Annotated in this window: 25 protein-coding genes and 1 tRNA gene; 24 read left to right on the top strand and 2 right to left on the bottom strand. The window is 49.4% G+C overall.

The window, feature by feature from the left end; translation table 11 throughout:
• Window positions 1-11 precede the first annotated feature (11 nt).
• From mnmE to ACH6EH_RS16955, 9 genes are all read left to right on the top strand, one after another.
• Window positions 12-1,388 (top strand): tRNA uridine-5-carboxymethylaminomethyl(34) synthesis GTPase MnmE, encoded by a 1,377-nt coding sequence (gene mnmE, locus ACH6EH_RS16915; protein WP_397333199.1) that lies wholly within the window; start codon window positions 12-14, stop codon window positions 1,386-1,388.
• Window positions 1,389-1,506: 118 nt separating this feature from the next.
• The gene (mnmG, locus tag ACH6EH_RS16920; protein ID WP_397333200.1) at window positions 1,507-3,399 is read left to right on the top strand and encodes a tRNA uridine-5-carboxymethylaminomethyl(34) synthesis enzyme MnmG; all 1,893 of its coding nucleotides are present in this window, start codon (window positions 1,507-1,509) and stop codon (window positions 3,397-3,399) included.
• Window positions 3,400-3,402: 3 nt separating this feature from the next.
• Entirely contained in the window at window positions 3,403-4,125 is a 723-nt protein-coding gene (gene rsmG, locus ACH6EH_RS16925) for a 16S rRNA (guanine(527)-N(7))-methyltransferase RsmG (protein WP_397333231.1), read from the top strand.
• A 464-nt stretch (window positions 4,126-4,589) separates the two neighbouring features.
• A complete protein-coding gene (noc, locus tag ACH6EH_RS16930) occupies window positions 4,590-5,408 on the top strand; it encodes a nucleoid occlusion protein (protein ID WP_397333201.1) in 819 nt (272 codons plus the stop codon).
• 33 nt (window positions 5,409-5,441) lie between these two features.
• The gene (locus ACH6EH_RS16935) at window positions 5,442-5,657 is read left to right on the top strand and encodes a hypothetical protein (RefSeq protein ID WP_397333202.1); all 216 of its coding nucleotides are present in this window, start codon (window positions 5,442-5,444) and stop codon (window positions 5,655-5,657) included.
• The gene (locus ACH6EH_RS16940) at window positions 5,658-6,419 is read left to right on the top strand and encodes a ParA family protein (RefSeq protein ID WP_138227537.1); all 762 of its coding nucleotides are present in this window, start codon (window positions 5,658-5,660) and stop codon (window positions 6,417-6,419) included.
• Window positions 6,412-7,257, top strand: coding sequence for a ParB/RepB/Spo0J family partition protein (locus ACH6EH_RS16945; protein ID WP_138227536.1), 846 nt, complete (start codon window positions 6,412-6,414; stop codon window positions 7,255-7,257). Before ACH6EH_RS16940 ends, ACH6EH_RS16945 begins: the two co-directional genes overlap by 8 nt.
• 103 nt (window positions 7,258-7,360) lie before the next feature.
• Entirely contained in the window at window positions 7,361-8,509 is a 1,149-nt protein-coding gene (locus tag ACH6EH_RS16950; RefSeq protein WP_397333203.1) for an aminotransferase class V-fold PLP-dependent enzyme, read from the top strand.
• Between the two features lie 35 nt (window positions 8,510-8,544).
• Window positions 8,545-9,045: a DUF4446 family protein gene (locus ACH6EH_RS16955; protein ID WP_397333204.1), complete on the top strand. Its 501-nt coding sequence runs from the start codon at window positions 8,545-8,547 to the stop codon at window positions 9,043-9,045.
• Here the strand turns inward: ACH6EH_RS16955 and yyaC are convergent.
• The gene (gene yyaC / locus ACH6EH_RS16960) at window positions 9,017-9,622 is read right to left on the bottom strand and encodes a spore protease YyaC (protein ID WP_138227534.1); all 606 of its coding nucleotides are present in this window, start codon (window positions 9,620-9,622) and stop codon (window positions 9,017-9,019) included. The two genes, ACH6EH_RS16955 and yyaC, sit on opposite strands and share 29 nt — an antisense overlap.
• Before the next feature lie 135 nt (window positions 9,623-9,757).
• Here yyaC and ACH6EH_RS16965 point away from each other — a divergent pair, with 135 nt between their 5' ends.
• The 6 genes from ACH6EH_RS16965 to ACH6EH_RS16990 all read left to right on the top strand — a co-directional run bounded on the left by ACH6EH_RS16965 (window position 9,758) and on the right by ACH6EH_RS16990 (window position 12,718).
• Window positions 9,758-10,006, top strand: a complete 249-nt coding sequence (locus ACH6EH_RS16965) for a putative Se/S carrier protein (RefSeq protein ID WP_138227533.1) — start codon at window positions 9,758-9,760, stop codon at window positions 10,004-10,006.
• A gap of 44 nt (window positions 10,007-10,050) precedes the next feature.
• Window positions 10,051-10,917 (top strand): mechanosensitive ion channel family protein, encoded by an 867-nt coding sequence (locus ACH6EH_RS16970; protein WP_397333205.1) that lies wholly within the window; start codon window positions 10,051-10,053, stop codon window positions 10,915-10,917.
• 77 nt (window positions 10,918-10,994) lie between these two features.
• Window positions 10,995-11,213: a DUF951 domain-containing protein gene (locus ACH6EH_RS16975; RefSeq protein WP_138227531.1), complete on the top strand. Its 219-nt coding sequence runs from the start codon at window positions 10,995-10,997 to the stop codon at window positions 11,211-11,213.
• Between the two features lie 106 nt (window positions 11,214-11,319).
• Window positions 11,320-11,410 (top strand) — tRNA-Ser (locus ACH6EH_RS16980).
• Window positions 11,411-12,021: 611 nt separating this feature from the next.
• On the top strand, window positions 12,022-12,219 hold the full coding sequence (locus ACH6EH_RS16985) for a hypothetical protein (RefSeq protein WP_397333206.1): 198 nt from the start codon (window positions 12,022-12,024) through the stop codon (window positions 12,217-12,219).
• 25 nt (window positions 12,220-12,244) lie between these two features.
• Window positions 12,245-12,718, top strand: coding sequence for a type II toxin-antitoxin system PemK/MazF family toxin (locus ACH6EH_RS16990; RefSeq protein WP_397333207.1), 474 nt, complete (start codon window positions 12,245-12,247; stop codon window positions 12,716-12,718).
• 474 nt (window positions 12,719-13,192) lie between these two features.
• Here ACH6EH_RS16990 and ACH6EH_RS16995 read toward each other — a convergent pair whose 3' ends face one another.
• Complete coding sequence (locus ACH6EH_RS16995) at window positions 13,193-13,390, bottom strand: YjzC family protein (protein ID WP_397333208.1); 198 nt, start codon at window positions 13,388-13,390, stop codon at window positions 13,193-13,195.
• A 279-nt stretch (window positions 13,391-13,669) separates the two neighbouring features.
• On the opposite strand from ACH6EH_RS16995, the gene rpsF reads away from it, so the two are divergent.
• From rpsF to ACH6EH_RS17040, 9 genes are all read left to right on the top strand, one after another.
• Entirely contained in the window at window positions 13,670-13,954 is a 285-nt protein-coding gene (gene rpsF, locus ACH6EH_RS17000) for a 30S ribosomal protein S6 (RefSeq protein WP_138227529.1), read from the top strand.
• Window positions 13,955-13,997: 43 nt separating this feature from the next.
• Entirely contained in the window at window positions 13,998-14,486 is a 489-nt protein-coding gene (gene ssb, locus ACH6EH_RS17005) for a single-stranded DNA-binding protein (RefSeq protein ID WP_138227528.1), read from the top strand.
• A gap of 20 nt (window positions 14,487-14,506) precedes the next feature.
• The gene (gene rpsR / locus ACH6EH_RS17010) at window positions 14,507-14,779 is read left to right on the top strand and encodes a 30S ribosomal protein S18 (RefSeq protein WP_138227527.1); all 273 of its coding nucleotides are present in this window, start codon (window positions 14,507-14,509) and stop codon (window positions 14,777-14,779) included.
• A gap of 475 nt (window positions 14,780-15,254) precedes the next feature.
• A complete protein-coding gene (locus tag ACH6EH_RS17015) occupies window positions 15,255-15,935 on the top strand; it encodes an SOS response-associated peptidase (protein ID WP_397333209.1) in 681 nt (226 codons plus the stop codon).
• A gap of 595 nt (window positions 15,936-16,530) precedes the next feature.
• Window positions 16,531-18,291, top strand: a complete 1,761-nt coding sequence (locus tag ACH6EH_RS17020; protein ID WP_397333210.1) for an ABC transporter substrate-binding protein — start codon at window positions 16,531-16,533, stop codon at window positions 18,289-18,291.
• Window positions 18,292-18,362: 71 nt separating this feature from the next.
• Window positions 18,363-19,325: an ABC transporter permease gene (locus ACH6EH_RS17025; RefSeq protein ID WP_397333211.1), complete on the top strand. Its 963-nt coding sequence runs from the start codon at window positions 18,363-18,365 to the stop codon at window positions 19,323-19,325.
• A gap of 12 nt (window positions 19,326-19,337) precedes the next feature.
• Window positions 19,338-20,261: an oligopeptide ABC transporter permease gene (opp4C, locus tag ACH6EH_RS17030; RefSeq protein ID WP_208203700.1), complete on the top strand. Its 924-nt coding sequence runs from the start codon at window positions 19,338-19,340 to the stop codon at window positions 20,259-20,261.
• A gap of 11 nt (window positions 20,262-20,272) precedes the next feature.
• Window positions 20,273-21,250 carry an ABC transporter ATP-binding protein gene (locus tag ACH6EH_RS17035; protein ID WP_397333212.1) on the top strand — a complete coding sequence of 326 codons (978 nt, stop codon included), beginning with the start codon at window positions 20,273-20,275 and terminating at the stop codon, window positions 21,248-21,250.
• Window positions 21,247-22,212: an ABC transporter ATP-binding protein gene (locus tag ACH6EH_RS17040; protein WP_138227521.1), complete on the top strand. Its 966-nt coding sequence runs from the start codon at window positions 21,247-21,249 to the stop codon at window positions 22,210-22,212. Before ACH6EH_RS17035 ends, ACH6EH_RS17040 begins: the two co-directional genes overlap by 4 nt.
• Window positions 22,213-22,257: the final 45 nt, after the last annotated feature.

Raw genomic sequence — 22,257 nt, forward strand, 5'->3', positions numbered from 1 at the left:
GGCTTTACAGCATGCTCAGTGATACAATTGCGGCGATATCGACGGCAGTCGGTGAAGGCGGCATTGCTATAATTCGGGTCAGCGGACCTGAAGCTATACAGGAAGTGGAACACATTTTTAAGAGCAAAACCCCGCTGTCTTTAGCGGAATCTCACACGGTTCACTACGGTCATATTGTAGAGCCGGAGCTTGGAGAGAAGCTTGAAGAGGTGCTGGTTACTGTGATGCGTGCTCCCCGGTCGTTTACGACAGAGGATGTGGTAGAGATCAGCGCTCATGGCGGCGTCATCGCCGTCAAACGGGTTATGGATCTGCTGCTCCAGCGCGAGGTGCGGCTGGCCGAGCCGGGAGAATTTACGAAGCGGGCGTTCCTGAACGGACGCATTGATCTGTCCCAGGCGGAAGCGGTCATCGATCTGATTCGTTCGAAGTCGGACCGTGCTTTTTCCGTGGCGCTCAAACAGGTGGAGGGCAGTCTGTCCCGCCGGATTCAGGACCTCCGATATATGCTGGTGGAGACACTCGCCCATATTGAAGTCAACATTGATTACCCGGAGCATGATGTCGAGTCCTTGACCTCCGTGTTCATCAAAGAGAAGAGCGGGATCGTCATGAATGAGATTGACAGATTGCTCAAGACGGCGCAAGAAGGAAAAATTCTGCGCGAAGGCATCACCACAGCGATTGTGGGACGCCCCAACGTCGGTAAATCCTCTCTGCTGAACACACTCGCCCAGGATAATAAAGCGATCGTAACGGATATACCGGGCACTACGCGCGATGTCATTGAGGAGTTTGTGACGATTAACAATATTCCGCTGAAGCTGCTGGATACAGCCGGAATCCGTGAGACGATGGATGTGGTGGAGAAGATCGGCGTCGAGCGCTCCAGACATGCTGTGAACGAAGCGGATCTCATTCTGCTCGTCCTCAATGCCAGTGAGCCGCTGCACGAAGATGAATTGGCATTGATGGAACAAATACGCGGTAGACAATGCATTGTGATATTGAATAAAATGGACTTACCGCAGCAGCTGGATCTGGATATTGTGCGGCGATATTATGCCGATGAGCTGATTGTGCCGATGTCGGTGAAGGCGGAGGAAGGCATTGATTCCCTGGAGGAGGCCATTTCCGGACTCTTTTTCAGCGGGAAGATTGAAGGCGGCGATCTGACCTATGTTAGCAATGTCCGTCATATTGCGCTGTTGAAGAAGGCGAGAAGATCGCTTCAGGAAGCCTATGACGCGGCTGATCAGATGATTCCGATTGATATGATCCAAATTGATGTAAGGATGGCCTGGGAGCAGCTGGGCGAGATCCTGGGTGAAGCGGTTGGCGATTCCTTGATCGACCAGATTTTCTCCCAATTCTGTTTGGGAAAATGATTGTAAACCCACATGATTTTGGGATATATGACATGACTTAGGGGCTGAGAATGACAGCCTTAAATATAGATTGATCTGAGTGTCGTGAGTTAGTACAACAATATGAGGAGGATATACCATGAGTTATGCAGGTGGCACTTATGACGTGATCGTCGTTGGTGCAGGCCATGCCGGTGTCGAAGCTGCACTTGCTTCTGCCCGCATGGGTGTGAATACGTTGATGGTAACGATCAATCTGGATATGGTTGCATTTATGCCATGTAATCCATCGATTGGCGGACCGGCGAAAGGTCATGTGGTGCGTGAAATCGACGCTCTAGGCGGTGAGATGGGCCGCAATATTGACAAGACCTTTATTCAAATGCGGATGCTGAATACGGGTAAAGGTCCGGCTGTGCATGCGCTGCGTGCTCAAGCGGATAAGTTCTCTTATCAGCATACGATGAAAGAGACGATGGAGAAGGAAGAGAAGCTCACGCTTCGCCAGGGCATGGTGGACCGTCTTCTTGTCGAGAATGGGGAGTGTGTCGGCATCGTGACTCAGACCGGCACGGAGTATCGGGCGAAGTCGGTCGTGCTGACGACAGGCACTTATTTGCGCGGCAAGGTCATTATGGGCGAGCTGATGTATGAAAGCGGCCCTAACAACCAGCAGCCATCGGTCAAGCTGGCAGAGCATTTGCGGGAGCTTGGATTTGACTTGGTGCGCTTTAAGACGGGGACGCCGCCGCGAGTCCACAAGGATACGATTGATTTCTCCAAGACAGAAATCCAACCTGGGGATGATACACCCAAGTTCTTCTCTTATGAGACAAAGGGCTCGGACAATGAGCAGCTGCCTTGCTGGCTGACCTACACGTCACTGGATACGCATCAGATTATTAATGATAACCTGCATCGCGCCCCGATGTTCTCCGGTGTCATTGAGGGCACGGGTCCGCGTTACTGTCCATCGATTGAGGATAAAATTGTCCGTTTTGCCGATAAGCCAAAGCATCAGATTTTCCTGGAGCCGGAAGGTAAGAATACGAAGGAGTACTATGTTCAGGGCCTGTCTACGAGTCTGCCCGAGGATGTGCAGTTAGCGGTGCTCCGCTCCATCCCGGGGATGGAAAAAGTGGAAATGATGCGTAATGGCTATGCGATTGAATACGATGCGATGGTGCCGACTCAGCTGTGGCCATCGCTGGAAACGAAGCGCCTGCCGGGTCTGTTTACTGCAGGACAGATCAATGGCACCTCCGGCTATGAGGAAGCAGCAGGGCAGGGGATTATGGCAGGCATTAACGCTGCACGCAAGGTACAGGGTAAGGAAGCGGTCGTATTGAGTCGTTCCCAGGGCTACATCGGCGTTCTGATTGATGACCTGGTTACGAAGGGGACGAACGAGCCGTATCGCCTGCTGACCTCACGGGCAGAATACCGTCTGCTGCTTCGCCATGACAATGCCGATTTGCGTCTGACGGAAATTGGTCATGAGATCGGGCTTGTGTCCGAAGACCGCTATGCGGCCTTCCTGCGCAAGAAAGAGCTGGTCGAGCAGGAGATCGAGCGTCTGAAGGCAGCAAAAGTGAAGCCATCGGAAATAAATGCCTTGCTGGAGTCTGTGGGCTCAGCCCCAATCCAGGATGGAAGCACGCTACTCACCATTTTGCGCCGTCCAGAAGTAACCTATGGACTGGTCGAGAAGCTGTCCCCCTCGGAGGCAGAACTGGATGAGGAGATGAAGGAGCAGGTAGAAATCCAGATCAAGTATGCTGGTTATATTGAGAAGCAGCTAGGTCATGTGGAGCGCCTGCAAAAGATGGAGCAGAAGAAGATTCCGGAAAATATTGAGTATGAGGACATTCATGGTCTCGCGATGGAAGCAAGACAGAAGCTGAACAAAATTCGTCCGATCTCCATCGGCCAGGCCTCGCGGATCAGTGGGGTTACCCCGGCAGATATCTCCATTCTGCTGGTGTACCTGGAGCACTATAACCGGGTAACGGCTGCGAAAGGAACAGCTTAAATGATGGATGACATTCAGGACCATTTCAGTTCTCTATTGAAGGAGCAAGGGATTGAAGTCAGCGCTGCTCAGCTGGAGCAGTTTGAGAGCTACTACCGGATTTTGGTGGAGTGGAATCAGAAGATGAATTTGACGGGCATTACAGAACGGGATCAGGTGTACACGAAGCATTTTTATGACTCGCTGAGCCTGGCCTTTCATCTGGATGTGAAGTCGATATCTACACTTGCGGATATTGGCTCAGGAGCAGGATTTCCCGGCATTCCACTTAAAATTGCTTTTCCTCATATCAAGCTGACGATTGTGGATTCGCTCAACAAGCGTATTCAGTTTCTGAAGCATGTGACCGAGCAGCTCGGTCTGCAGCAGGTAGAGCTTATTCACGGCAGGGCAGAGGAGGTTGCTCGGAAGCTGCCTTACCGCGATGGGTTTGATCTTGTGACTGCACGAGCCGTTGCCCGCATGACCCTTCTCAACGAATTCTGTCTCCCCTTCACGAGAGTTGGCGGTCAGTTTGCCGCTATGAAGGGCAGCGATCCTGCAGAAGAAGTCAAGGAGGCTTCCCGAAGCTTGAAAGAGCTTAGAGGGAAGCTGAAGAAGGTGCACTCCTTCACCTTGCCGGTTGAAGAATCTGCCCGCCACATTGTAATTATTGATAAAATGGCCGCAACACCTGCTAAATATCCGCGAAAGCCGGGTATGGCAGTGAAGTCGCCGCTGTTATAGCATCTCCTATTAGAGAATGTTTCACGTGAAACATTCTCTTTTTTATTGCTGATTTATGGTCGTTAGGAAGAGAGGGAGTGCCGCTAAGTGAATGGAATAGATGGCATTGTCACAGAAATGAAGGAAAAAAAGGGGAGACTCTAGAATAGGATTATCGTACAATTAGTGGTAGAATAGAGTGGTAGATTGAAAGCGGAATATGTCTCTGTGCATTAGAATGAATGACTTTGAGCTTGAAGAGGCTGATCGTTCTAAAGAGTGCCAAGTGAGACATTCACAGCTTCATGATCAATTTGTACTGTGTAGCGCAGCTAATAGGATAGATCGTTGAACCATTTCATACAACAAGTGGAACCATGAGTAATATCAGGCAAGGCAGGCCGCGCAGGAAGCAACTGGAGCAGACACGCTTCGCAACGTGGCAGCTGTCCATGCAATCATGAAATTAGGTGGTTATATACGGGATGAAAGAACAATTTTCGAAGTTATTTGGTTTAACGGCGGATCGGTCTCCGGGGGATGAGGTTAAGCAGATACCAGTCAACGATGTGGTCAGCAGTCCATATCAGCCGAGAACCATTTTTGATGATGAGAAGATTGATGAGCTGCTTCAGACGATTCGGACTCATGGCGTAATTCAGCCGATCGTCGTGCGCATGCGCAACGGAGTCTATGAGATTATTGCTGGTGAGCGTCGCTGGCGAGCGGTGAAGAAGCTGGGTCTGGAAACCATACCGGCGATCATTCGGGATTTTAACGACTCTCAGGCCGCTTCGATTGCCCTGATTGAGAATCTGCAGCGGGAAGGCTTGACCTCGATTGAGGAAGCGGTTGCTTATCAGAAGCTGATTGATCTGCACCAGTTAACTCAGGAAAGTCTGGCGCAGCGCCTGGGTAAGAGCCAGTCTACGATTGCTAATAAGATCCGTCTTCTTCAGCTGCCTGAAGATGTGAAGAATGCATTGATGGAGCGCAAGATTACAGAGCGCCATGCCCGTGCACTGCTGTCCTTAGATCAAGAAGAGACTCAGATCAAGGTGCTGGCAGAGATTATTAGCAAGGAACTGAACGTGAAGCAGACGGAGGCCCGTATTGCTTTTTACAAGGAAATGACGAAGGCGAAGAAATCAAAGCGTATTTCCTACAGCAAGGACGTGCGATTGGCACTGAACACGATCCGTCAGTCCATTGATATGGTGTCCGGTTCAGGTATGTCGATCAAAACGACAGAGAATGACCATGAGGATCATTACGAAATCGTGATTCAAATTCCTAAGAGATAAGATGCGAACGGCCGTAATAACGAATTCAAAAGCTTGAGAAGCCATGAATGGTGTGTCCCTGGGAAGGCAGGCCGCCTGGACAAGGGGAGTGAGTCTAACCCCTGCCCGGCGGTGACGTATGACGGCTTGGCGGTCATGCTCCTGGAACGGGCGAGGACAGCATGGATCAAGACAGCAAGGCAGGAATTTGGAGATCATCAGGCCTCCTGCAGCCCATTTGAAGAGTCTTCCTACATTGAGGTGAAGTAAGTGTCAAAAACAATTGCGATAGCAAACCAAAAGGGAGGAGTCGGTAAAACGACGACCTCTGTAAATCTGGGTGCAGGACTGGCTTCCATCGGCAAGCGGGTGCTGCTAGTGGACATTGATCCCCAGGGCAATACGACAAGCGGTGTCGGGATTAATAAAGCGGATGTAGAGAACTGTATTTACGATATCATTATTAATGATGTGCATCCGAAGGATGCGATCAAGCCGACGAACATAGAGGGACTACATATTATACCGGCGACCATTCAGCTGGCAGGAGCGGAAATTGAGCTGGTTCCGACGATATCCAGAGAGGTTCGCCTCAAGAAGGCTCTGTCTCTGGTGAAGCCGATGTACGATTATATTCTGATCGATTGCCCACCCTCGCTGGGGATCCTGACGATTAACTCCTTGACTGCAGCCGATTCCGTCATCATTCCGATTCAATGTGAATATTACGCGCTAGAAGGATTAAGCCAGCTGCTAAATACGGTTCGGCTTGTCCAGAAGCATTTAAATACGTCGCTGCAAATTGAAGGTGTTCTGTTGACGATGCTGGATGCACGAACGAATCTGGGCATCCAGGTCATCGAGGAAGTGAAGAAATATTTTCAGGAAAAAGTGTACCGGACCATTATTCCACGCAATATTCGTTTGAGTGAAGCCCCGTCGCACGGTCAGTCGATTATTACGTATGATCCCCGCTCTAAAGGGGCGGAGGTATACCTGGAATTGGCAAAGGAAGTGGTTTCTTATGAGTAAACGTTTGGGAAAAGGGCTGGATGCGCTGATTCCATCCTTGTCGATTAACGAGGATGACAAGGTTGTTGAGATCCCGCTCAGTCAGCTTCGGGCTAATCCTTATCAGCCCAGAAAAACGTTTAATGATGAGGCAATCCAGGAGCTCGCTGAATCCATTCGTCAGCACGGTGTCATTCAGCCCATCATAGTCCGCAGTGTTTTGAAGGGCTATGAGATCATTGCCGGTGAACGCCGCTTCAGAGCTTCCCAGTATTGTGGTAAAGCAACGATTCCAGCTGTAGTTCGAGCTTTCAGTGATCAGCAGGTTATGGAGATTGCTCTGATTGAGAATCTTCAACGGGAGAACCTGAATGCAATGGAGGTTGCGGTAGCGTATCAGGGATTGATGGAGCAGTTCTCCTTAACGCAAGAGGAGCTGTCCCTTAAGGTGGGTAAATCCCGCTCTCATATCGCCAACTTTCTAAGGCTGCTATCTCTGCCCGATGAAGTGAAGGAATATGTTTCACGTGGAACACTGTCTATGGGCCATGCTCGCGCTATTGTCGGTTTGAAGGAGCCCGCGCTAGTGAATCAATTGGCAAAGCAATGTGTACAGCAGGAGTGGAGCGTCAGAGAGCTGGAGGAAGCGGTTCAGAATGTAGACCGTAAAGCTTCCGAGAAGGAAAAGGCGCTCAAGACCAAGAAGCGGGATCCCTTCATCGATCATATGGAAGAAAATCTGAGGGAGCATTTTAAGACAACCGTGAAAATTAAGCACAACAAGGACAAGGGCAAAATCGAAATTAACTATTACAGCAAACAGGATCTGGAACGATTGCTGGAGCTGTTAGGAAATTAACAACGAAAGCGGAATATCACATCTGGATGGAGAAAGGCATGTCGGTGTTCCTGAAATGGAGAGGAGCCGAGATGTCTTTTTCTCTGGAATTAAGAGGAGGTGGATGGGCTTCGTGATTTATCTAGATCATGCAGCGACCTCATGGCCGAAGCCACCGGCGGTAATCCAAGCGATGAAGAAAGCGATGGATGAGGCTGGCGCAAATCCAGGGCGGGGCAGTCATAAAATGGCCGTTCAAGCCTCACGCGTGCTGTTTGGGACCCGCCAGAGTCTGGCAAGTCTGTTTGCAGTGAACAATCCCAATGACATCATCTTGACCTCCAACACAACCTCTGCGCTAAACCTGGCTATAAAGGGATATGTGAAGACGGGAGATCATGTCATTGCTACAATGGTGGAGCATAATTCAGTGCGGCGGCCGCTGGAGTATTTAAAGCGTACGGCAGGTGTTGAAGTGGACTATGTTACGGTCAGTCCAGAGGGTGAACTGGAATTATCGGCTCTAGAGCGAGCTTTCCACAGTAACACCTCACTGGTCGTCTGCAGCCACAGCTCCAATCTGCTGGGTTCCATTCTTCCGGTTGCGGAGATGGGTGCCTTGGCTGAGAAGCATGGGGCTGTGCTGCTGGTGGATGCCGCTCAAAGTGCTGGCATGCTGGACATTGACGTGAAGCAAATGAACATCGGGATGCTGGCTTTCCCCGGGCATAAAGGACTGCTGGGACCGCAAGGAACCGGCGGGCTGTATCTCTCTCCGGAGATCGAGCTAGAGCCTCAATGGCATGGAGGCACAGGAGGGCAGTCAGAGGCCCCGGAGCAGCCCGATGTGAGGCCTGACCGTTACGAGGCAGGAACCCCGAATACTGCTGGCTTTGCCGGCCTGCAGGCGGGTATAGAGCAGGTGCGGGCGTGGACGATCGAGAAGGTCTACCGGCACGAGTGGGAGCTGTCACAGCTTATGCTGGAGGGGCTGGGCTCGATCCCGGGCGTAGAGCTGCTGGGACCGGGCGCAGGCAAGCCACGGACAGGCATTGTATCCTTTGTGACGGAAAGAATGGACCCGGCGATGCTGGCCTTTCGATTAGATCGGGAATATGAGATTGCCGTCAGATCCGGGCTGCATTGCACCCCGCTGGGACATCAGGCAGCCGGAACGGAGCGCAGCGGGGCAGTGCGGGCAAGTGTAGGCATGGGGACGAGCAGGCAGGATGTCCAGACGTTAATCCAGGCTGTGAAAGAAATTTTGGCATAGACCGCAGATTTTGATGGGAGAAGGAATGAAGAAGCATGTCTGAATGGAATGAATGGATTCTTGAACAGCTTCACTGGGTCGCAGCGGGAGCCGTTCTGGTCATCCTGCTGCTATGGATCATCGTGTTGGTACAAGGCTTGAAAATACGCCGCATGTCTAAAAAATATAATGCCATGATGTCCGGCAGCGGCGTAGAGGACCTGGAGTCACTGCTCCTCAATCTCAAGATTCAATTGGATGCTATCGAGGAAGAGCAGGGGCAGCATCGTGAACAGTTGGCAAGCGTTGGGACTGCGCTGCTCGGGATCAAGACCCGAACCGGTATTGTTCGTTACAATGCGTTCGGTGAACGCGGCAACGATCTGAGCTTCTCCCTTGCGCTGCTGAGCAAGAAGGGAGACGGTTTGGTGCTGACAGGGTTATACAATCGGGACAATTCCTTTGTATATGCCAAGCCGGTCAAGAACAGCGAGTCGTCACATACTCTTTCCCCGGAGGAGAAAGAGGCTATCCGTCTTGCGCTGCAAGAAGATTAGAGCGATGCCAGTCTTTCATTGCACAGAACAAGCAGCTCGCGATAATATCGGATAAACGCATAACGAGACTCAATCTTGTATTTTGCAGAACAAAATACTCCATAAAGCCGCCGACGTTCACGATACCTGTAATATGGATATCGCCAACCGGCGGCAATTCTTTATTTACGCCGGCTCCCGGCTTCAGGGGACCATCGCTGATCTGGATGGAACCGACACTTGCAGTTTGGCCTAAACATGCGTCTACACCGATAATATAGGGGTTATCGTACGTGCTGTAGATCATGCTCAGTGTATCCTGCAGGTTCATGGCATGCACAGGATCATCCAAGGTTCCATACAGATGAAACATGCTGCTGTGATAGCGGGCCAGGGCGGTGCCGACGAGCGGTCCGAGACAGTCCCCTGTCGAGCGATCCGTTCCGATACATACAACTACCAGGGGACGGCAGCCCACCCCGGCTGATAAATGATAGAGCAGACGATGAATCAGAGCAGGGTGGATTTCAGGGTCGCTATGTGATAATTTCAAGCTAGGTGTAGTCGGAAGGGACGGGCTGTTTACGGGACGTTTCATGGAATCTTCCTTTCATCTGCAAATGGTAGTATCAGTATATGGATGGCAGCTTGTTTTTATACTTGGTATAGGGGTAAAAAAGAAAGATTGCAATATTCAATAGAGGGGTATATTGGGATAGAGAAGGGATGCAGGATGGAAGGATTATTAATTATTGCGTTTGATTCTACACAGCAGGCGCTGCGTACAGAAATGCTGCTGGAGTATAAGGACATTGATATGGACATATTTCCAACGCCCAAAGAAATAACAGCGGGCTGTGCGCTCTCGATCCAGTTTCCGGAGACGGAGCTGGAGGAAGTGCAGTCCATCATCGTTTCTGAACAGGTTGAGATCAGGGGAATCTTCAAGCCTCTTTCTAATGGAGGCTATTCAAGCATCTAAGACTTCAAAGTCAGAGGGGTAGATAGCCAATGGTGCAGTCTTCAATGTTGACCATTCAGCAGAAAGCAGAGAAGACGGTGGATGAGGCTCTCAGTATAGGCGAGCGATTCTGGAACAAAATGAGTGATCCGGATTTATGGCTGGCCATTGCTTTTGGAGCCATACGGATTCTGGTCATTATCCTTCTTACGCGTCTTATTATCGGGGTCATCAACCGGCTGATTCAGCGGTTTCTGGAGAATCAGCAGAAGAGTCGGATTAGTGTGAATCCAAGGCGCTTTGTCACCGTGGGAGAGCTGCTGCGGAATGTTACGTCCGTCGTGTGCAACTTTGTAATGATTCTGCTGATTTTGTCAGAGTTTAACTTCGATCTGGGGCCGCTGCTTGCCGGTGCGGGAGTGCTGGGACTTGCAATCGGCTTCGGGGCGCAAAGCCTGGTTAAAGATGTGATTACGGGATTCTTTATTATTTTTGAAGATCAGTTTGCGGTCGGCGATGTGATCAAGAGCGGAGAGTTCCGGGGCACTGTAGAAATGATTGGTCTTCGTACAACACGGATTAAGGGCTTAGGCGGAGAAACCTATATGATCCCGAATGGGTTGATTACAAGCCTGACGAACTACTCCTTGTCCAACTCCCTCGCGGTAGTGGATCTGCCGGTCAAGAATGAGAAAAGTGTGCAGGATACACTGGCTTTGATTAAACTAGCACTTACAGGTCTTGAAGAGCAGGTGGAGGCGATCAGAAGTCAGCCTGAGGTGCTGGGTGTTCAATCTCTTACGACAGCTGAATATGTCGTTCGGATTGCAGCGGAGTGCCGGCCTAATGGTAAGGAAGAAGTGGAGCGGGCTATGCTGCAGGCCATCAAGGAAGCGATTGAAGTGAGAGAGCTAAAGTCGATGGAGGGTTAAGACGGACGGGGCGTGGCATAGTGCGTTTTTAAAGATAACAGCAAGTGAAGGGGTTTAAGAAAAAGGGGGATCTGGAGATGGAGCGGAAGGTGTTCCAGCTGGGAGATATCGTACAAATGAAGAAGCCGCATCCCTGCGGCAATAATGAGATGGAAGTTATACGGATGGGGATGGATATCCGCATCAAATGTACAAAGTGTCAGCATAGTGTAATGGTGCCAAGGCTGAAGTTTGAGAAAAATATGAAAAAGGTGCTGCGCTCCAAGGAACAGCCTGCTGACGAGGGAACGCTGTAGGTTAGCGGGATCGGCGGCGTCGTGCTGGCGCCGCCGCCAAGGTGGCCGATCCACCAACCAACCCTTTGACAAGCTAAGCATTCCATGATACAATAAATCTTGCTGTGGAAAGGTACCCAAGAGGTCCAAGGGGGCTGACTCGAAATCAGTTAGGCGTCGCAAGGCGTGCGTGGGTTCGAATCCCACCCTTTCCGCCACTTATGTTACAGCCCGCTGTTGTGCGGTTTACAGTACGTTATGTGAGGCGTAAGCTGATCGATTTACATACGATAAGGCGCTAGCTGATTGCGTCGCGAAGCGCGCCTTAATGATTTCGGAATACTCTCTACGTGATTATCGCGTAGGGGGTATTTTTGCGTTATAGACAAAAAAACGGACGTAAGACGGTAAATATGCGCAATCCAATAATTAACGTTGGTCCTCCGTCATATATGCTTGCAGAGGCGGTCGACTTCGTAATTAAAGTTAAGCGCGCCAATAACTTAAAGGAGCGTACGATACGCGGCTAGGTACGTCGATAGGCTCCTCTGGTATAGGGCATCAGGGCATGATGTCAAATCCGCAAGTCACATCGTTACTCGGCGGAGATAAGAGTACCGAAAAAGGGTATACGTATATGTACGCAGGCTCTCGTACGACCTAGCGCATTAATTTTGTGACTCTTAATTGGTTAGGTGAATAAACTGTTATAAATTGTATAAGTATAATCAACTAGGGTAATAAAGCATTGTTAGGGGAATAATACACCCTGATTCTCCCCTTGTATGCTATAATGAATTAGAGCCATTAACTTAAGGATGTGATTTTAATGGGTAAGGTTATTCAGTTGAAACCAAAGTCCAGCCGATTCGTCATGAATAACAGACAACAGTCTGTTTTGAATCAAGCTTTCCGTGAACTCCAAAGAGAAACGGGGATTGATTTCAGTAAAGTCATTTCTGGGGACGAAAAGGAAAAGAAGCGTCTTAAGTTTAAACAGCAACAAGAACGACTCCTAGAAGGCTAAATTCTTTTATAGGGGAGAATGTCGTTTGCCAGTCTATAGCGATAATCGTAATTTCCAAAGAGGAGAAGTGTTTTTCGTTCATTTTAGTGGCGAGCATCCTCTTGCGGGGCGTCCTTCCAGGATATTGAGGGGAGACCATAGAGCTGTCGTCATGTTTGATAGTACTTTCCCAAGAAATACTGTGGTAGTTATACCTATTTCTTCTCTTTATGAGAGCAGCGGCGAACAGAAGATCACGATATCTTCGGATGTCATCATACGTGCAGCAGACTATCCTGGCATGATTGATCGCGATAGTTTTATAATGGTCAACCAGATACAATCTGTTACTCGTAGTCGTTTAGAGAGACTGGTCGGCATTGTTAACCCCAAAGATTTAACCAAAATTGATATTCAACTCATTTCAACTTTAAGTTTAAGTGAAACGATACAGCAAATCATTGAGCACGAAGTCATAAAACGACTTGAAGAACTCGGAGTCTTGGAAGAAGAAGCTTAATTATACTACCTGGTTATAACTAGGTAAGACCAAAATTAATCTTTGCGGAATCATCAGCCTTTGTGCGGGTGGTTCCGTTTGTTTTGTATAATTTGTATAACCGTAATCGGAAAGGAATTCTTTAACGACAGTGAAAATAAAAGGCGTGCTACGTTGAACGTTAGTGCACAGGTATTTTTGCATGTAGTCACATTAAGCATAACAAAGAGAGGCCCTTTCAGGCCTCTCTTGCTGGTTAGACGGTGCATGTGATGTTGTCGAATCAGAACTAACACATGCTGCGATACTTCGGTGAAGAGCATTTCACTTGTCCAGTGGTCAAGCTTTCAGCTAATTCCCTCCGCATGCTTTAAGTGCAGAGCTGGATCCTATGCGTAATTCGGCTGAATCATCCAACGGAACCACACCTCTCTCATTGCACCGCCTGATTATATTGTGACCCGTTTGACGCAGATTATACGTGCCTCAGCGCAATTATTTGGGCTGGACGTGACGTTTGTTTTTCCATACCCGATCTTCATTGGATACATCCGGGAAGGTGTCTCCTGCCTTCATCGTGATCTGATGGGGGTCCTGGATCCCCATGATATGGTCATTCTCTCCGACCTCAATATAGATACCATTGTTAGGCGCTTTGTCACCGCCACGAAATTTGCTGCGTTCACCCATCATGCATCGCCTCCTAATCAGGATATGAATATTACCGCTTTAGGATTTCCCGGAAAGGGCAGCCTGATAGCAGGAAAGAAGAGGCAGTCCCTGAAAAGATCTTATGTAAAAAGGGAATAGGACCAAGAGAAGGAGCAGAGGCTTCAGAAATAATCATGCTAAAATGGCAATTATCCTTGCTTTTCGATCATCCGTTCTGGTATTATATTATGGTGCGAGTTTACGCTCGCTCCTTGCTCCCAACCTGGATTGGGGGCCGAAGTCCATAAGGAGGTGAAAGTTATGCGCAAATACGAAGTGATGTACATTATTCGTCCTGACATTGAGCAAGAAGCTGTTCAAGCTGCAGTCGAAAAATTCCAAGGCATCATCTCCAACGGCGGAGAAATTACGAAGCATGATGTAATGGGTAAGCGCCGTCTTGCGTATGAGATCAAGAAATTCCGTGATGGTGTTTATGTTCTGGTTAACTTTACTGCAGAGCCTGCAGTCGTTACCGAGCTTGAGCGTATCATGAAAATTTCTGACGAAGTAATTCGTTATCTCATCACAAACGACGTAGCCTAAGACGTGGGTTTGTAATTGAATTCGTTCTAAGGAGGGGATTGGATTGTTGAACCGTGTCATTTTGATCGGCCGGCTAACCCGGGATCCTGAGCTGCGTTATACACCAGCAGGGGTTGCGGTCACTCAGTTTACGCTTGCCGTAGACCGTCCGTTTACTGGACAAGGCGGGGAACGCGAAGCGGATTTCATCCCGGTAGTAACCTGGAGACAGCTCGCGGAAACCTGTGCGAACTATCTGCGTAAAGGCCGTCTGACGGCTGTAGAAGGACGCATTCAAGTACGGAATTACGAGAATAACGAAGGTAAGCGTGTATACGTGACTGAAGTTATTGCAGATAATGTCCGTTTCTTGGAATCGAACCGTGACAGCGGCGGAGGCAGCGGACAACGTGAGGAATCCACCTACAACGGAGGAAGCAGCAATAGCGGCGGAAACCGGGGGAACAGTGGAGGTTACTCGCGCAACAATCAGGATCCTTTTTCCGATGAAGGAAAACCGATCGATATTTCGGATGATGATTTGCCATTTTAATAAGGAAGGACTGACAACACATGGCTTTCAAGCAAAGAGAAGGCGGAGACAACGACAAAAGACCGGCACGCCGTGGCGGCCGCAACAAGCGTCGTAAAGTATGTTTCTTCACTGTGAACAAGATCACTCACATTGACTATAAAGATATCGATCTCCTCAAGAAGTTCATCAGCGAGCGCGGCAAAATTTTGCCACGTCGTGTGACTGGAACTAGCGCGAAATACCAGCGTGCACTGACGATTGCGGTTAAACGCTCCCGTCAAATCGCATTGCTTCCATACACTACAGAGTAATAGACTCTGCAGAACGAAACAGTCTGCCATTGCGGCAGGCTGTTTTTTTATTTCTTTTTGAAGACGCCCATCCGGGTTCCATTCCTCTCTTGTCTATCCCAAGTAGACAACCGGACATGCCATGTCACGCCGGGGCAGTACCCTATACATAGCCGCAACTCATGGCATCCCTGGCAGATGCTTAGCGATCGTAAACAAAGTATAGAAATCAGTAGACGTCCGAGGACGAAAATCGGCTCCATTAAAGGAAGAATGGGGATTCCCAAAGATGAGATAGGAGTACCGTCAAAAATTTTCCTTCTTATATATGCTCCTAAACTAACCTCAATCTGAATGCTGGCATTCATGCCATGAGCATGGTCTCTGACCCACACCTTCGAATGCATCATAAGTGTCCACTCAGGAAGGACATTCACAGCACATGCATAGAATTCCTCATTTATCCAAATGCTATGGAAAAAAGGAGGACAACATCATGTGCAGACGCTTTTCCATGTCCGCGTCGCTGGACGAGATACAGAATCATTTTGACATCAGACGGGTCATTTACCCTTACAAGAGCCGGTATAATATTAGCCCGATGCAGAGCATGCCGGTGATGATGCTGGATCACTTGGGTAATCTGGTGCTTGATGAGTATCGCTGGGGGCTGGTGCCCTATTGGGGGAGGGATGCGGTTAATGCGGACCTTCAGACGGTCTATGCCAACCCCACCTATAGCAAGAAGACGGTAGAGCAGCGCCGCTGCGTCATCGCTTGTAACGGACTGTACTACTGGAGAACGGTAGGCAAGCGAAGATATGCGGTGCGCGTTGTGACTGAGAATCACGAGCCCTTTGGTGTAGCCGGCTTGTACGAGGTATGGAGAAACGCGAAGGGCGAGGAGACCCGCACCTCCACCATGCTGATGACAGATGCGAATGTGGCGATCCGCGAGTTTGAGCCGCGTATGCCGGCGATTCTGTCAAGCGAAGGCATCGCGGCCTGGCTGCAGCCGGAGAACGCCAGCATTCAGCGGCTGCAGCGCCAGCTCAGAACGTACGAGGCACCGATGAGCATGTATCCGGTAACTCCACTGATCGCCAATGATTTGCATGACCATCAGCAGTGCATTGAGGAGATGGACCTAAAGGCAGCATGGGTGAAATCGGTGTAGGACTCAGCTTCAGATGAGGAGGAGCTCCAGCGGCATTGGGGCTTCTTTTTTCAGAATAATGAATTAAACGTTACACCGACAGATACAAAAGAGAACCTTTACCGCGTAAACGATAAAAATCCACACCTGAATTTTACGTAAAGCTTAATCTTTCTTTACATCGTCAAAATAATAAGCAATTTACCAGGCACCTTATGTTATATTAGTTAACGTAAACCTTCAAAAAAAACCGAAATGAAATGAAAGGAAGATGTATTTGCGAAGTATTAGCAGACATTTCTGAAATTATGAAGGCTATTCATGGAGCTTAAAGCCGATCGAAGAGGTCTTAAAGTCGCGCTGGGAAACATTTTTTATATCAAATTTCAAAAAAGTGATTGACGTCATCTAATTTTACACGTATCATAACATTAATTTTACAGAAGAGAAGATATGTGAATGTCGTTGCAACTAATTGACCATTGGTATATTTTCTGAACTGTAAGGGGAGTCATGATTCCATCGTCGTCAAGCTTTCGCTTTGTCATTATGTATGGGTAATTTCCAAATTATCCTGATAATTGATAAGCACCATTATTTTGAAGGAGGATTAAGCATGAAGAAAAGAATGTCGCTGCTGCTGGTAATGCTGTTGATGGCTGTTTCTGTATTGGCTGCATGCTCCGGCGGCAACAGTGCTGAAGAGTCAGGGGACACTGGAACACAGCAAGAGGCGCCTGCTAACAACGAAGGGGAAAACACAGAGGAACCTTCAGAAGGCGAAGAAGAAAGCTATGGTTATTTCGAAGCAGAAGATCCTTCTGCAAACCCGACTACCGCTACGGATCGTACAGATACGCTGATCGTTGGTATGACTTCTCCAAAAGGGGTATTCAACCCATACTTCTGGCAAACGGCGTATGACAAGTACGTTGTCAACACCATCTTTGACACTTTCCTCGAAGTATCCGGTGACGGTACTTACACAGAGAGCCTGGCAGAGAGCGTGGACGTGTCCGAGGACGGCCTGAAGTACACCTTCAAGCTGAAGCCAGGTGTAACGTACACCGATGGCACGCCAATGACCGTGAACGACTATGTATTCGCAATGAAAATTATGCTTGATCCAGCTTACGATGGTGAGTCCGACATGATGTCTATGAAAATCGTGGGCTCCAAGGAATATAAAGAAGGAGATGCTACTGAAATCTCCGGTATTAAAGTCATTGACGATCTGACTGTAGAAGTTACTGTAGAAGAAGCTACAGCGTTGACTCGTGACTACCTGGGTGATGTTGCCCTGATTCCTGAGCACTACTATGGCAAGGACTTCAAAAAAGGCGACATGGATTCCCTGAAAACCCTGCATGACAAGCCACTGGGCAGCGGTCCTTACATCATGACCAAGTTCTCCCCAGGACAAGAGGTTGTATTCGAAGCGAACGAGAACTACTTCAAAGGCGCTCCGAAGATCAAGAACCTGGTTTACAAAACAACAACGGATGAAACTATGCTTCCAATGCTGCAGTCCGGTGAAATCGATATGGACATGATTACAGTAAGTGAAGATAACGTAGAAGAAGTGAAGATGATGGGCTTCCTGGATCTGAACATCTTCCCTACGAACGGTTACGGCTATGTAGCATTTAACCACAATGTAGAGAAGTTCCAAGACCAAAAGGTTCGTCAAGCTCTGATGTACGGCCTGAACCGTGCAGAGATCGTTGAAAGCATCTACGGCATTTATGCCAACCCGCTGAACATTCCGGAATCCAGCGTATCTTGGGCTTTCACAGATGAGAACGTAGAAACTTATGACTTCGATCCGGAAAAAGCGAAAGAATTGCTTGCAGAAGCAGGCTGGGCTGCAGGTGCAGACGGCGTGCTGGAGAAAGACGGACAGAAATTCACCATCGACTTCTCTGCAACAGCAGACAACCCGGTTGTAGAAGCACTGCTTCCAATCATGACTGCAAACTATCAAGACCTGGGCATCGAAATCAAAGCGGAAACGCTGGACTTCAACGCCATCATGGATAAGAAAGACCAAGGCAACTTTGAAATGTTCTTCGCAGCATGGGGACTGACTCCAGATCCAGACAACACCGTTTACATTACAGACGGTGCACAGAATGATACTGGATACTCCAATGCTACAGTGGATGAGCTGATGCAAAAAGGTAAAATGGAGCTTGGCGGTCCTGAAGCACGCGCTGAGATCTACAAGCAAATGTACCAAGAAATGAACAAGGATCTTCCGAACCTGTTCCTGTATCAAAGACGTGATGGCTGGGCGATCAATAGCCGTGTAAACGGTCTGGACATTACCGCTTATAAGGATTTCCCTTACAGCCTGTACCAAGCAACACTTGAATAATAACATCTAGGAAGGATATGCTCAGTCCGCGAGGACTGAGCATATCCACTTATATGCCGGGAGGAAAGATTATGAAGCAGTATATCATCCGGAGGCTGCTGCAGATGATCCCGACACTGATCGGGATTTCCATACTTGTCTTCGCCATATCCGCTATGGTGCCAGGCGACTATATCACTGCAAAGAACAGTCCGAGTATGACGGCTGAGAAAAAAGCCGAGCTTCGGGCTATTTATGGTTTGGATAAGCCGCCGGTTGAGCGTTATTTCACCTGGGCCGGAAACATGGCAACAGGAAACTTTGGAGACTCACTCCAGCACAAACAGCCTGTAACAAAAGTAATTGATAACTATGTATGGAACTCATTCATTATTGCATTTGCCAGCTTGGTGTTAAGCTGGATCTTGGCTATATTTGCCGGGGTGTTCTCGGCTAGATTTCAGTACTCCTTTTTTGATAAAATTGTAACGCTGCTAGTCTTCTTATTTATGTCTCTACCATCCTTCTTTATCGGTCTTCTGCTCATTAAGGTGTTCTCGCTGGAACTGGGCTGGTTCCCTGTCGGCGGAATGACAACGGCTGGCTCCAAAGCGACGGGCTTCGGGTATATTTGGGACGTTGTTGAGCATGCCTTCCTGCCGGTTCTGGTATTGACGATGCTTAGTACAGGAAGCTTGACCCGTTATTTCCGGACAAGCATGCTGGAGGTTATTCGTCAGGACTACATTCGTACCGCGCGCGCGAAAGGCTTAAAGGAACGGACAGTGATATTCAAGCATGCGCTGCGTAATGCCATGCTGCCTGCAATTACGCTGATGGGCTTCGAGCTGCCTGCATTGTTTGGCGGTGCGATTATTCTGGAGAGAGTCTTCGTATGGCCGGGTATTGGCCAGGTTTATCTGGAATCCATCAACGTGCGTGACTATCCGTTCATGCTGGGCTTCACCATCTTTTTGGCCGTGCTGACTTTGATCGGAAACCTGATTTCCGATGTATTGTATGGCGCCGCAGACCCAAGAATCCGTTTAAAGTAGGAGGAGATTATTTTGTCCCTGGAGGCTGCACCTCTTGATACGAAAACCCAAGTCCCTGTAAAGCAGCCGGATTCTCCGTGGAGAATTGCGTTTCGCCGTTTTGCGCGCAATCGTTTGGCTGTGATTGGACTTTTGATATTAGTGTTTATGTTTCTGTTCAGCTTCGTGGGACCGTGGTTCTCACCATATGAGCTGAATGATTATAACGTCAAGAACAAGAACCTGGCACCTAATGCCGAGCACTGGCTCGGTACAGACAAGCTGGGCCGGGATATCCTGCTGCGCCTGATGCTGGCAGGCAGAATCTCTCTGACCGTAGGCTTGGTAGCGACGGGGATTTCCATCCTCATCGGCGCTACACTGGGCGCACTGGCTGGCTTCTATCGCAAGCTGGCGGACACCGTGATCATGCGTCTTGCGGATATTTTTATGGCGCTTCCATCGCTCCCGATCCTGATTATCCTGGGTGCGATTCTGTCTGACCTGAAGGTAGACCCGGCTGACCGGATCTACTTCCTGATGCTGATTCTCGGTATTCTGGGCTGGACGACGATTGCCCGCCTCGTGCGCGGACAAATTCTGACCCTGCGGGAGCAGGAATTCATGCAGGCGACAGAAGCGCTCGGTCTGCGGGACCGCCGGAAGATCTTCCGTCATTTGATGCCGAATACAATTCCGATTATTATCGTTACAGCTACACTGGGTGTCGCGGGGGCCATTATTTCCGAATCGGCGCTCAGCTTCCTGGGTATTGGCGTGGTACCTCCGACGCCGTCATGGGGAAATATGATCTCGGCTGCCAACAGCCTGATTGATTTCCGCAAAAGACCTTGGCTTTGGATTCCGCCCGGTATGTGTATCCTCATTACCGTGGTGGCGATCAACCTGATCGGTGACGGTCTCCGTGACGCTCTGGATCCAAAAATGAAGAAGTAGGAGATGCGCTCATGGCAAAAGATTTAGTAGAATTTCGCAATTTAAAAACGCATTTTCATACATCTGCGGGCACTGTCAAAGCCGTTGACGATGTCAGCTTCAAGATACGAGAAGGCGAAACCGTATGTGTGGTCGGTGAATCCGGCTGCGGCAAAAGTGTAACGGCCATGTCACTGATGCGGCTGATTGATACACCGCCAACGGGTGGAGAAATCCTGTTCGAAGGCAAAGACCTTCTGAAATTAAATAAAAGTGATATGAGCCAGATTCGCGGGAACGAGATTGCGATGATCTTTCAGGAGCCGATGACGTCCCTGAATCCCGTGCTTACGATCGGGGAGCAGATCATTGAACCGATCATGCTGCATGAGCTGGTGAGCAAGAAAGAAGCTCGCACTCGTGCCATCGAGCTCATCAACCTGGTCGGCATTCCGCGTCCGGAGAAGATCTATGAGTCCTATCCGCATGAGCTGAGCGGCGGTATGAGACAGCGGATCATGATCGCGATTGCGCTGAGCTGTAATCCGAAGCTTCTCATCGCGGATGAGCCGACAACGGCTCTTGACGTGACGATTCAAGCTCAGATTCTGGATCTGATGCGTGATATCAAGAAGAAATTTAACACATCCATTATGCTGATTACGCATGATCTGGGTGTTGTGGCCGAAATGGCAGACTACGTGGTAGTTATGTATGCCGGCAAGGTCATTGAGCAGGCACCGATGATCGAGCTGTTCCAGAATCCGAAGCATCCGTACACCAAGGGTCTGCTGAAGGCTAAGCCGATTATTAACCAGCGCCAGGAGCGCTTGTACTCCATTCCGGGCTCCGTACCGAATCCGGTCGATCTTGGCAACAACTGCCACTTCCATGACCGCTGCGAGTTCTGCATGAATATTTGCGTGGAGAAGGAGCCGCCGCTTGGTACAGACCCTAGTGGTCATAAAGTCGCCTGCTGGCTGTATGAAGAGGAGGGGAAAGCACAATGAGTGAAGTACTGCTCGAGGTCGATCATCTTAAAAAATACTTCCCCATCCACGGCGGCGTGTTTCAGCGTAAAGTCGGTGACGTAAAAGCCGTTGATGACGTCAGCTTCTCGATTCGCAAGGGCGAATCCTTCGGCCTGGTTGGCGAATCCGGCTGCGGCAAGAGCACCATCGGGCGGACGATTCTTCGCCTGCTGGAGAAGACGGAAGGCAAGGTCATTTTTGACGGCAAAGATCTGCACAGCCTGTCGAAGGAACAAATGCGCGAGATGCGTACGAAGATGCAGATCGTATTTCAGGATCCGTTCAGTTCCCTTAACCCGAGAATCAAGGTCGGGGAAGCGATTGGCGAGGCGCTGCTGGACCACAAGCTGGTTAGCCGCAAGGACCTGAAGGCGAAGGTCATTGAGACCCTGCAAATTTGCGGACTGGCCGATTATCACTACGACCGGTTCCCGCATGAATTCTCCGGTGGTCAGCGTCAGCGGATCGGGATTGCCCGCGCGCTTATTATGAACCCGGAATTTATCGTAGCGGACGAGCCGGTATCTGCGCTGGACGTATCCATCCAGGCACAGATTATTAACCTGCTCAGTGATCTGCAGCGCGATAAGCAGCTCACGTATCTGTTTATCTCTCACGATCTCAGCGTGGTAGAGCATCTGTGTGACCGGATCGGCGTTATGTATTTGGGCTCTATGGTGGAAATGGCGAGCAAGGATGAGCTGTTCCGCAATCCGCTGCACCCGTACACCAAAGCGCTGCTGTCAGCGATTCCGGTGCCGGATCCCACATTGAAGCGGGAACGCATCGTGCTGAAAGGCGATATCCCGAGCCCGGCGAATCCGCCGTCCGGCTGCAAGTTCCACACCCGCTGTCCGCTGGCGTCGGACATTTGCAAACAGCAGGTGCCGGAATACCGGAACATGGGCGACGATCATTTTGTAGCCTGCCATTTTGCATAAATATATTCATAGGTTTTGAGAGCAGCGGCGAATCCTCGCCGCTGT

Origin of the sequence: Paenibacillus sp. JSM ZJ436, assembly GCF_044383795.1 — a bacterium.
In the GTDB taxonomy this organism is placed as follows: Bacteria; Bacillota; Bacilli; order Paenibacillales; family Paenibacillaceae; genus Paenibacillus_AQ; species Paenibacillus_AQ algicola.

What these genes read in the sequence shown, in the direction of transcription:
- ACH6EH_RS16950 (WP_397333203.1), top strand. Translation starts at nt 7,361, where the DNA reads ATGGGCTTCGTGATTTATCTAGATCATGCAGCGACCTCATGGCCGAAG.
- rsmG (WP_397333231.1), top strand. Translation starts at nt 3,403, where the DNA reads ATGGATGACATTCAGGACCATTTCAGTTCTCTATTGAAGGAGCAAGGG.
- ACH6EH_RS17020 (WP_397333210.1), top strand. Translation starts at nt 16,531, where the DNA reads ATGAAGAAAAGAATGTCGCTGCTGCTGGTAATGCTGTTGATGGCTGTT.
- ACH6EH_RS17025 (WP_397333211.1), top strand. Translation starts at nt 18,363, where the DNA reads ATGAAGCAGTATATCATCCGGAGGCTGCTGCAGATGATCCCGACACTG.
- ACH6EH_RS16955 (WP_397333204.1), top strand. Translation starts at nt 8,545, where the DNA reads ATGTCTGAATGGAATGAATGGATTCTTGAACAGCTTCACTGGGTCGCA.
- noc (WP_397333201.1), top strand. Translation starts at nt 4,590, where the DNA reads ATGAAAGAACAATTTTCGAAGTTATTTGGTTTAACGGCGGATCGGTCT.
- rpsR (WP_138227527.1), top strand. Translation starts at nt 14,507, where the DNA reads ATGGCTTTCAAGCAAAGAGAAGGCGGAGACAACGACAAAAGACCGGCA.
- ACH6EH_RS16975 (WP_138227531.1), top strand. Translation starts at nt 10,995, where the DNA reads ATGGAGCGGAAGGTGTTCCAGCTGGGAGATATCGTACAAATGAAGAAG.
- rpsF (WP_138227529.1), top strand. Translation starts at nt 13,670, where the DNA reads ATGCGCAAATACGAAGTGATGTACATTATTCGTCCTGACATTGAGCAA.
- ACH6EH_RS16995 (WP_397333208.1), bottom strand. Translation starts at nt 13,390, where the DNA reads ATGATGGGTGAACGCAGCAAATTTCGTGGCGGTGACAAAGCGCCTAAC.
- yyaC (WP_138227534.1), bottom strand. Translation starts at nt 9,622, where the DNA reads ATGAAACGTCCCGTAAACAGCCCGTCCCTTCCGACTACACCTAGCTTG.
- ACH6EH_RS16945 (WP_138227536.1), top strand. Translation starts at nt 6,412, where the DNA reads ATGAGTAAACGTTTGGGAAAAGGGCTGGATGCGCTGATTCCATCCTTG.
- ACH6EH_RS17035 (WP_397333212.1), top strand. Translation starts at nt 20,273, where the DNA reads ATGGCAAAAGATTTAGTAGAATTTCGCAATTTAAAAACGCATTTTCAT.
- mnmG (WP_397333200.1), top strand. Translation starts at nt 1,507, where the DNA reads ATGAGTTATGCAGGTGGCACTTATGACGTGATCGTCGTTGGTGCAGGC.
- ACH6EH_RS16965 (WP_138227533.1), top strand. Translation starts at nt 9,758, where the DNA reads ATGGAAGGATTATTAATTATTGCGTTTGATTCTACACAGCAGGCGCTG.
- ACH6EH_RS17015 (WP_397333209.1), top strand. Translation starts at nt 15,255, where the DNA reads ATGTGCAGACGCTTTTCCATGTCCGCGTCGCTGGACGAGATACAGAAT.
- ACH6EH_RS17040 (WP_138227521.1), top strand. Translation starts at nt 21,247, where the DNA reads ATGAGTGAAGTACTGCTCGAGGTCGATCATCTTAAAAAATACTTCCCC.
- ACH6EH_RS16985 (WP_397333206.1), top strand. Translation starts at nt 12,022, where the DNA reads ATGGGTAAGGTTATTCAGTTGAAACCAAAGTCCAGCCGATTCGTCATG.
- ACH6EH_RS16970 (WP_397333205.1), top strand. Translation starts at nt 10,051, where the DNA reads ATGTTGACCATTCAGCAGAAAGCAGAGAAGACGGTGGATGAGGCTCTC.
- mnmE (WP_397333199.1), top strand. Translation starts at nt 12, where the DNA reads ATGCTCAGTGATACAATTGCGGCGATATCGACGGCAGTCGGTGAAGGC.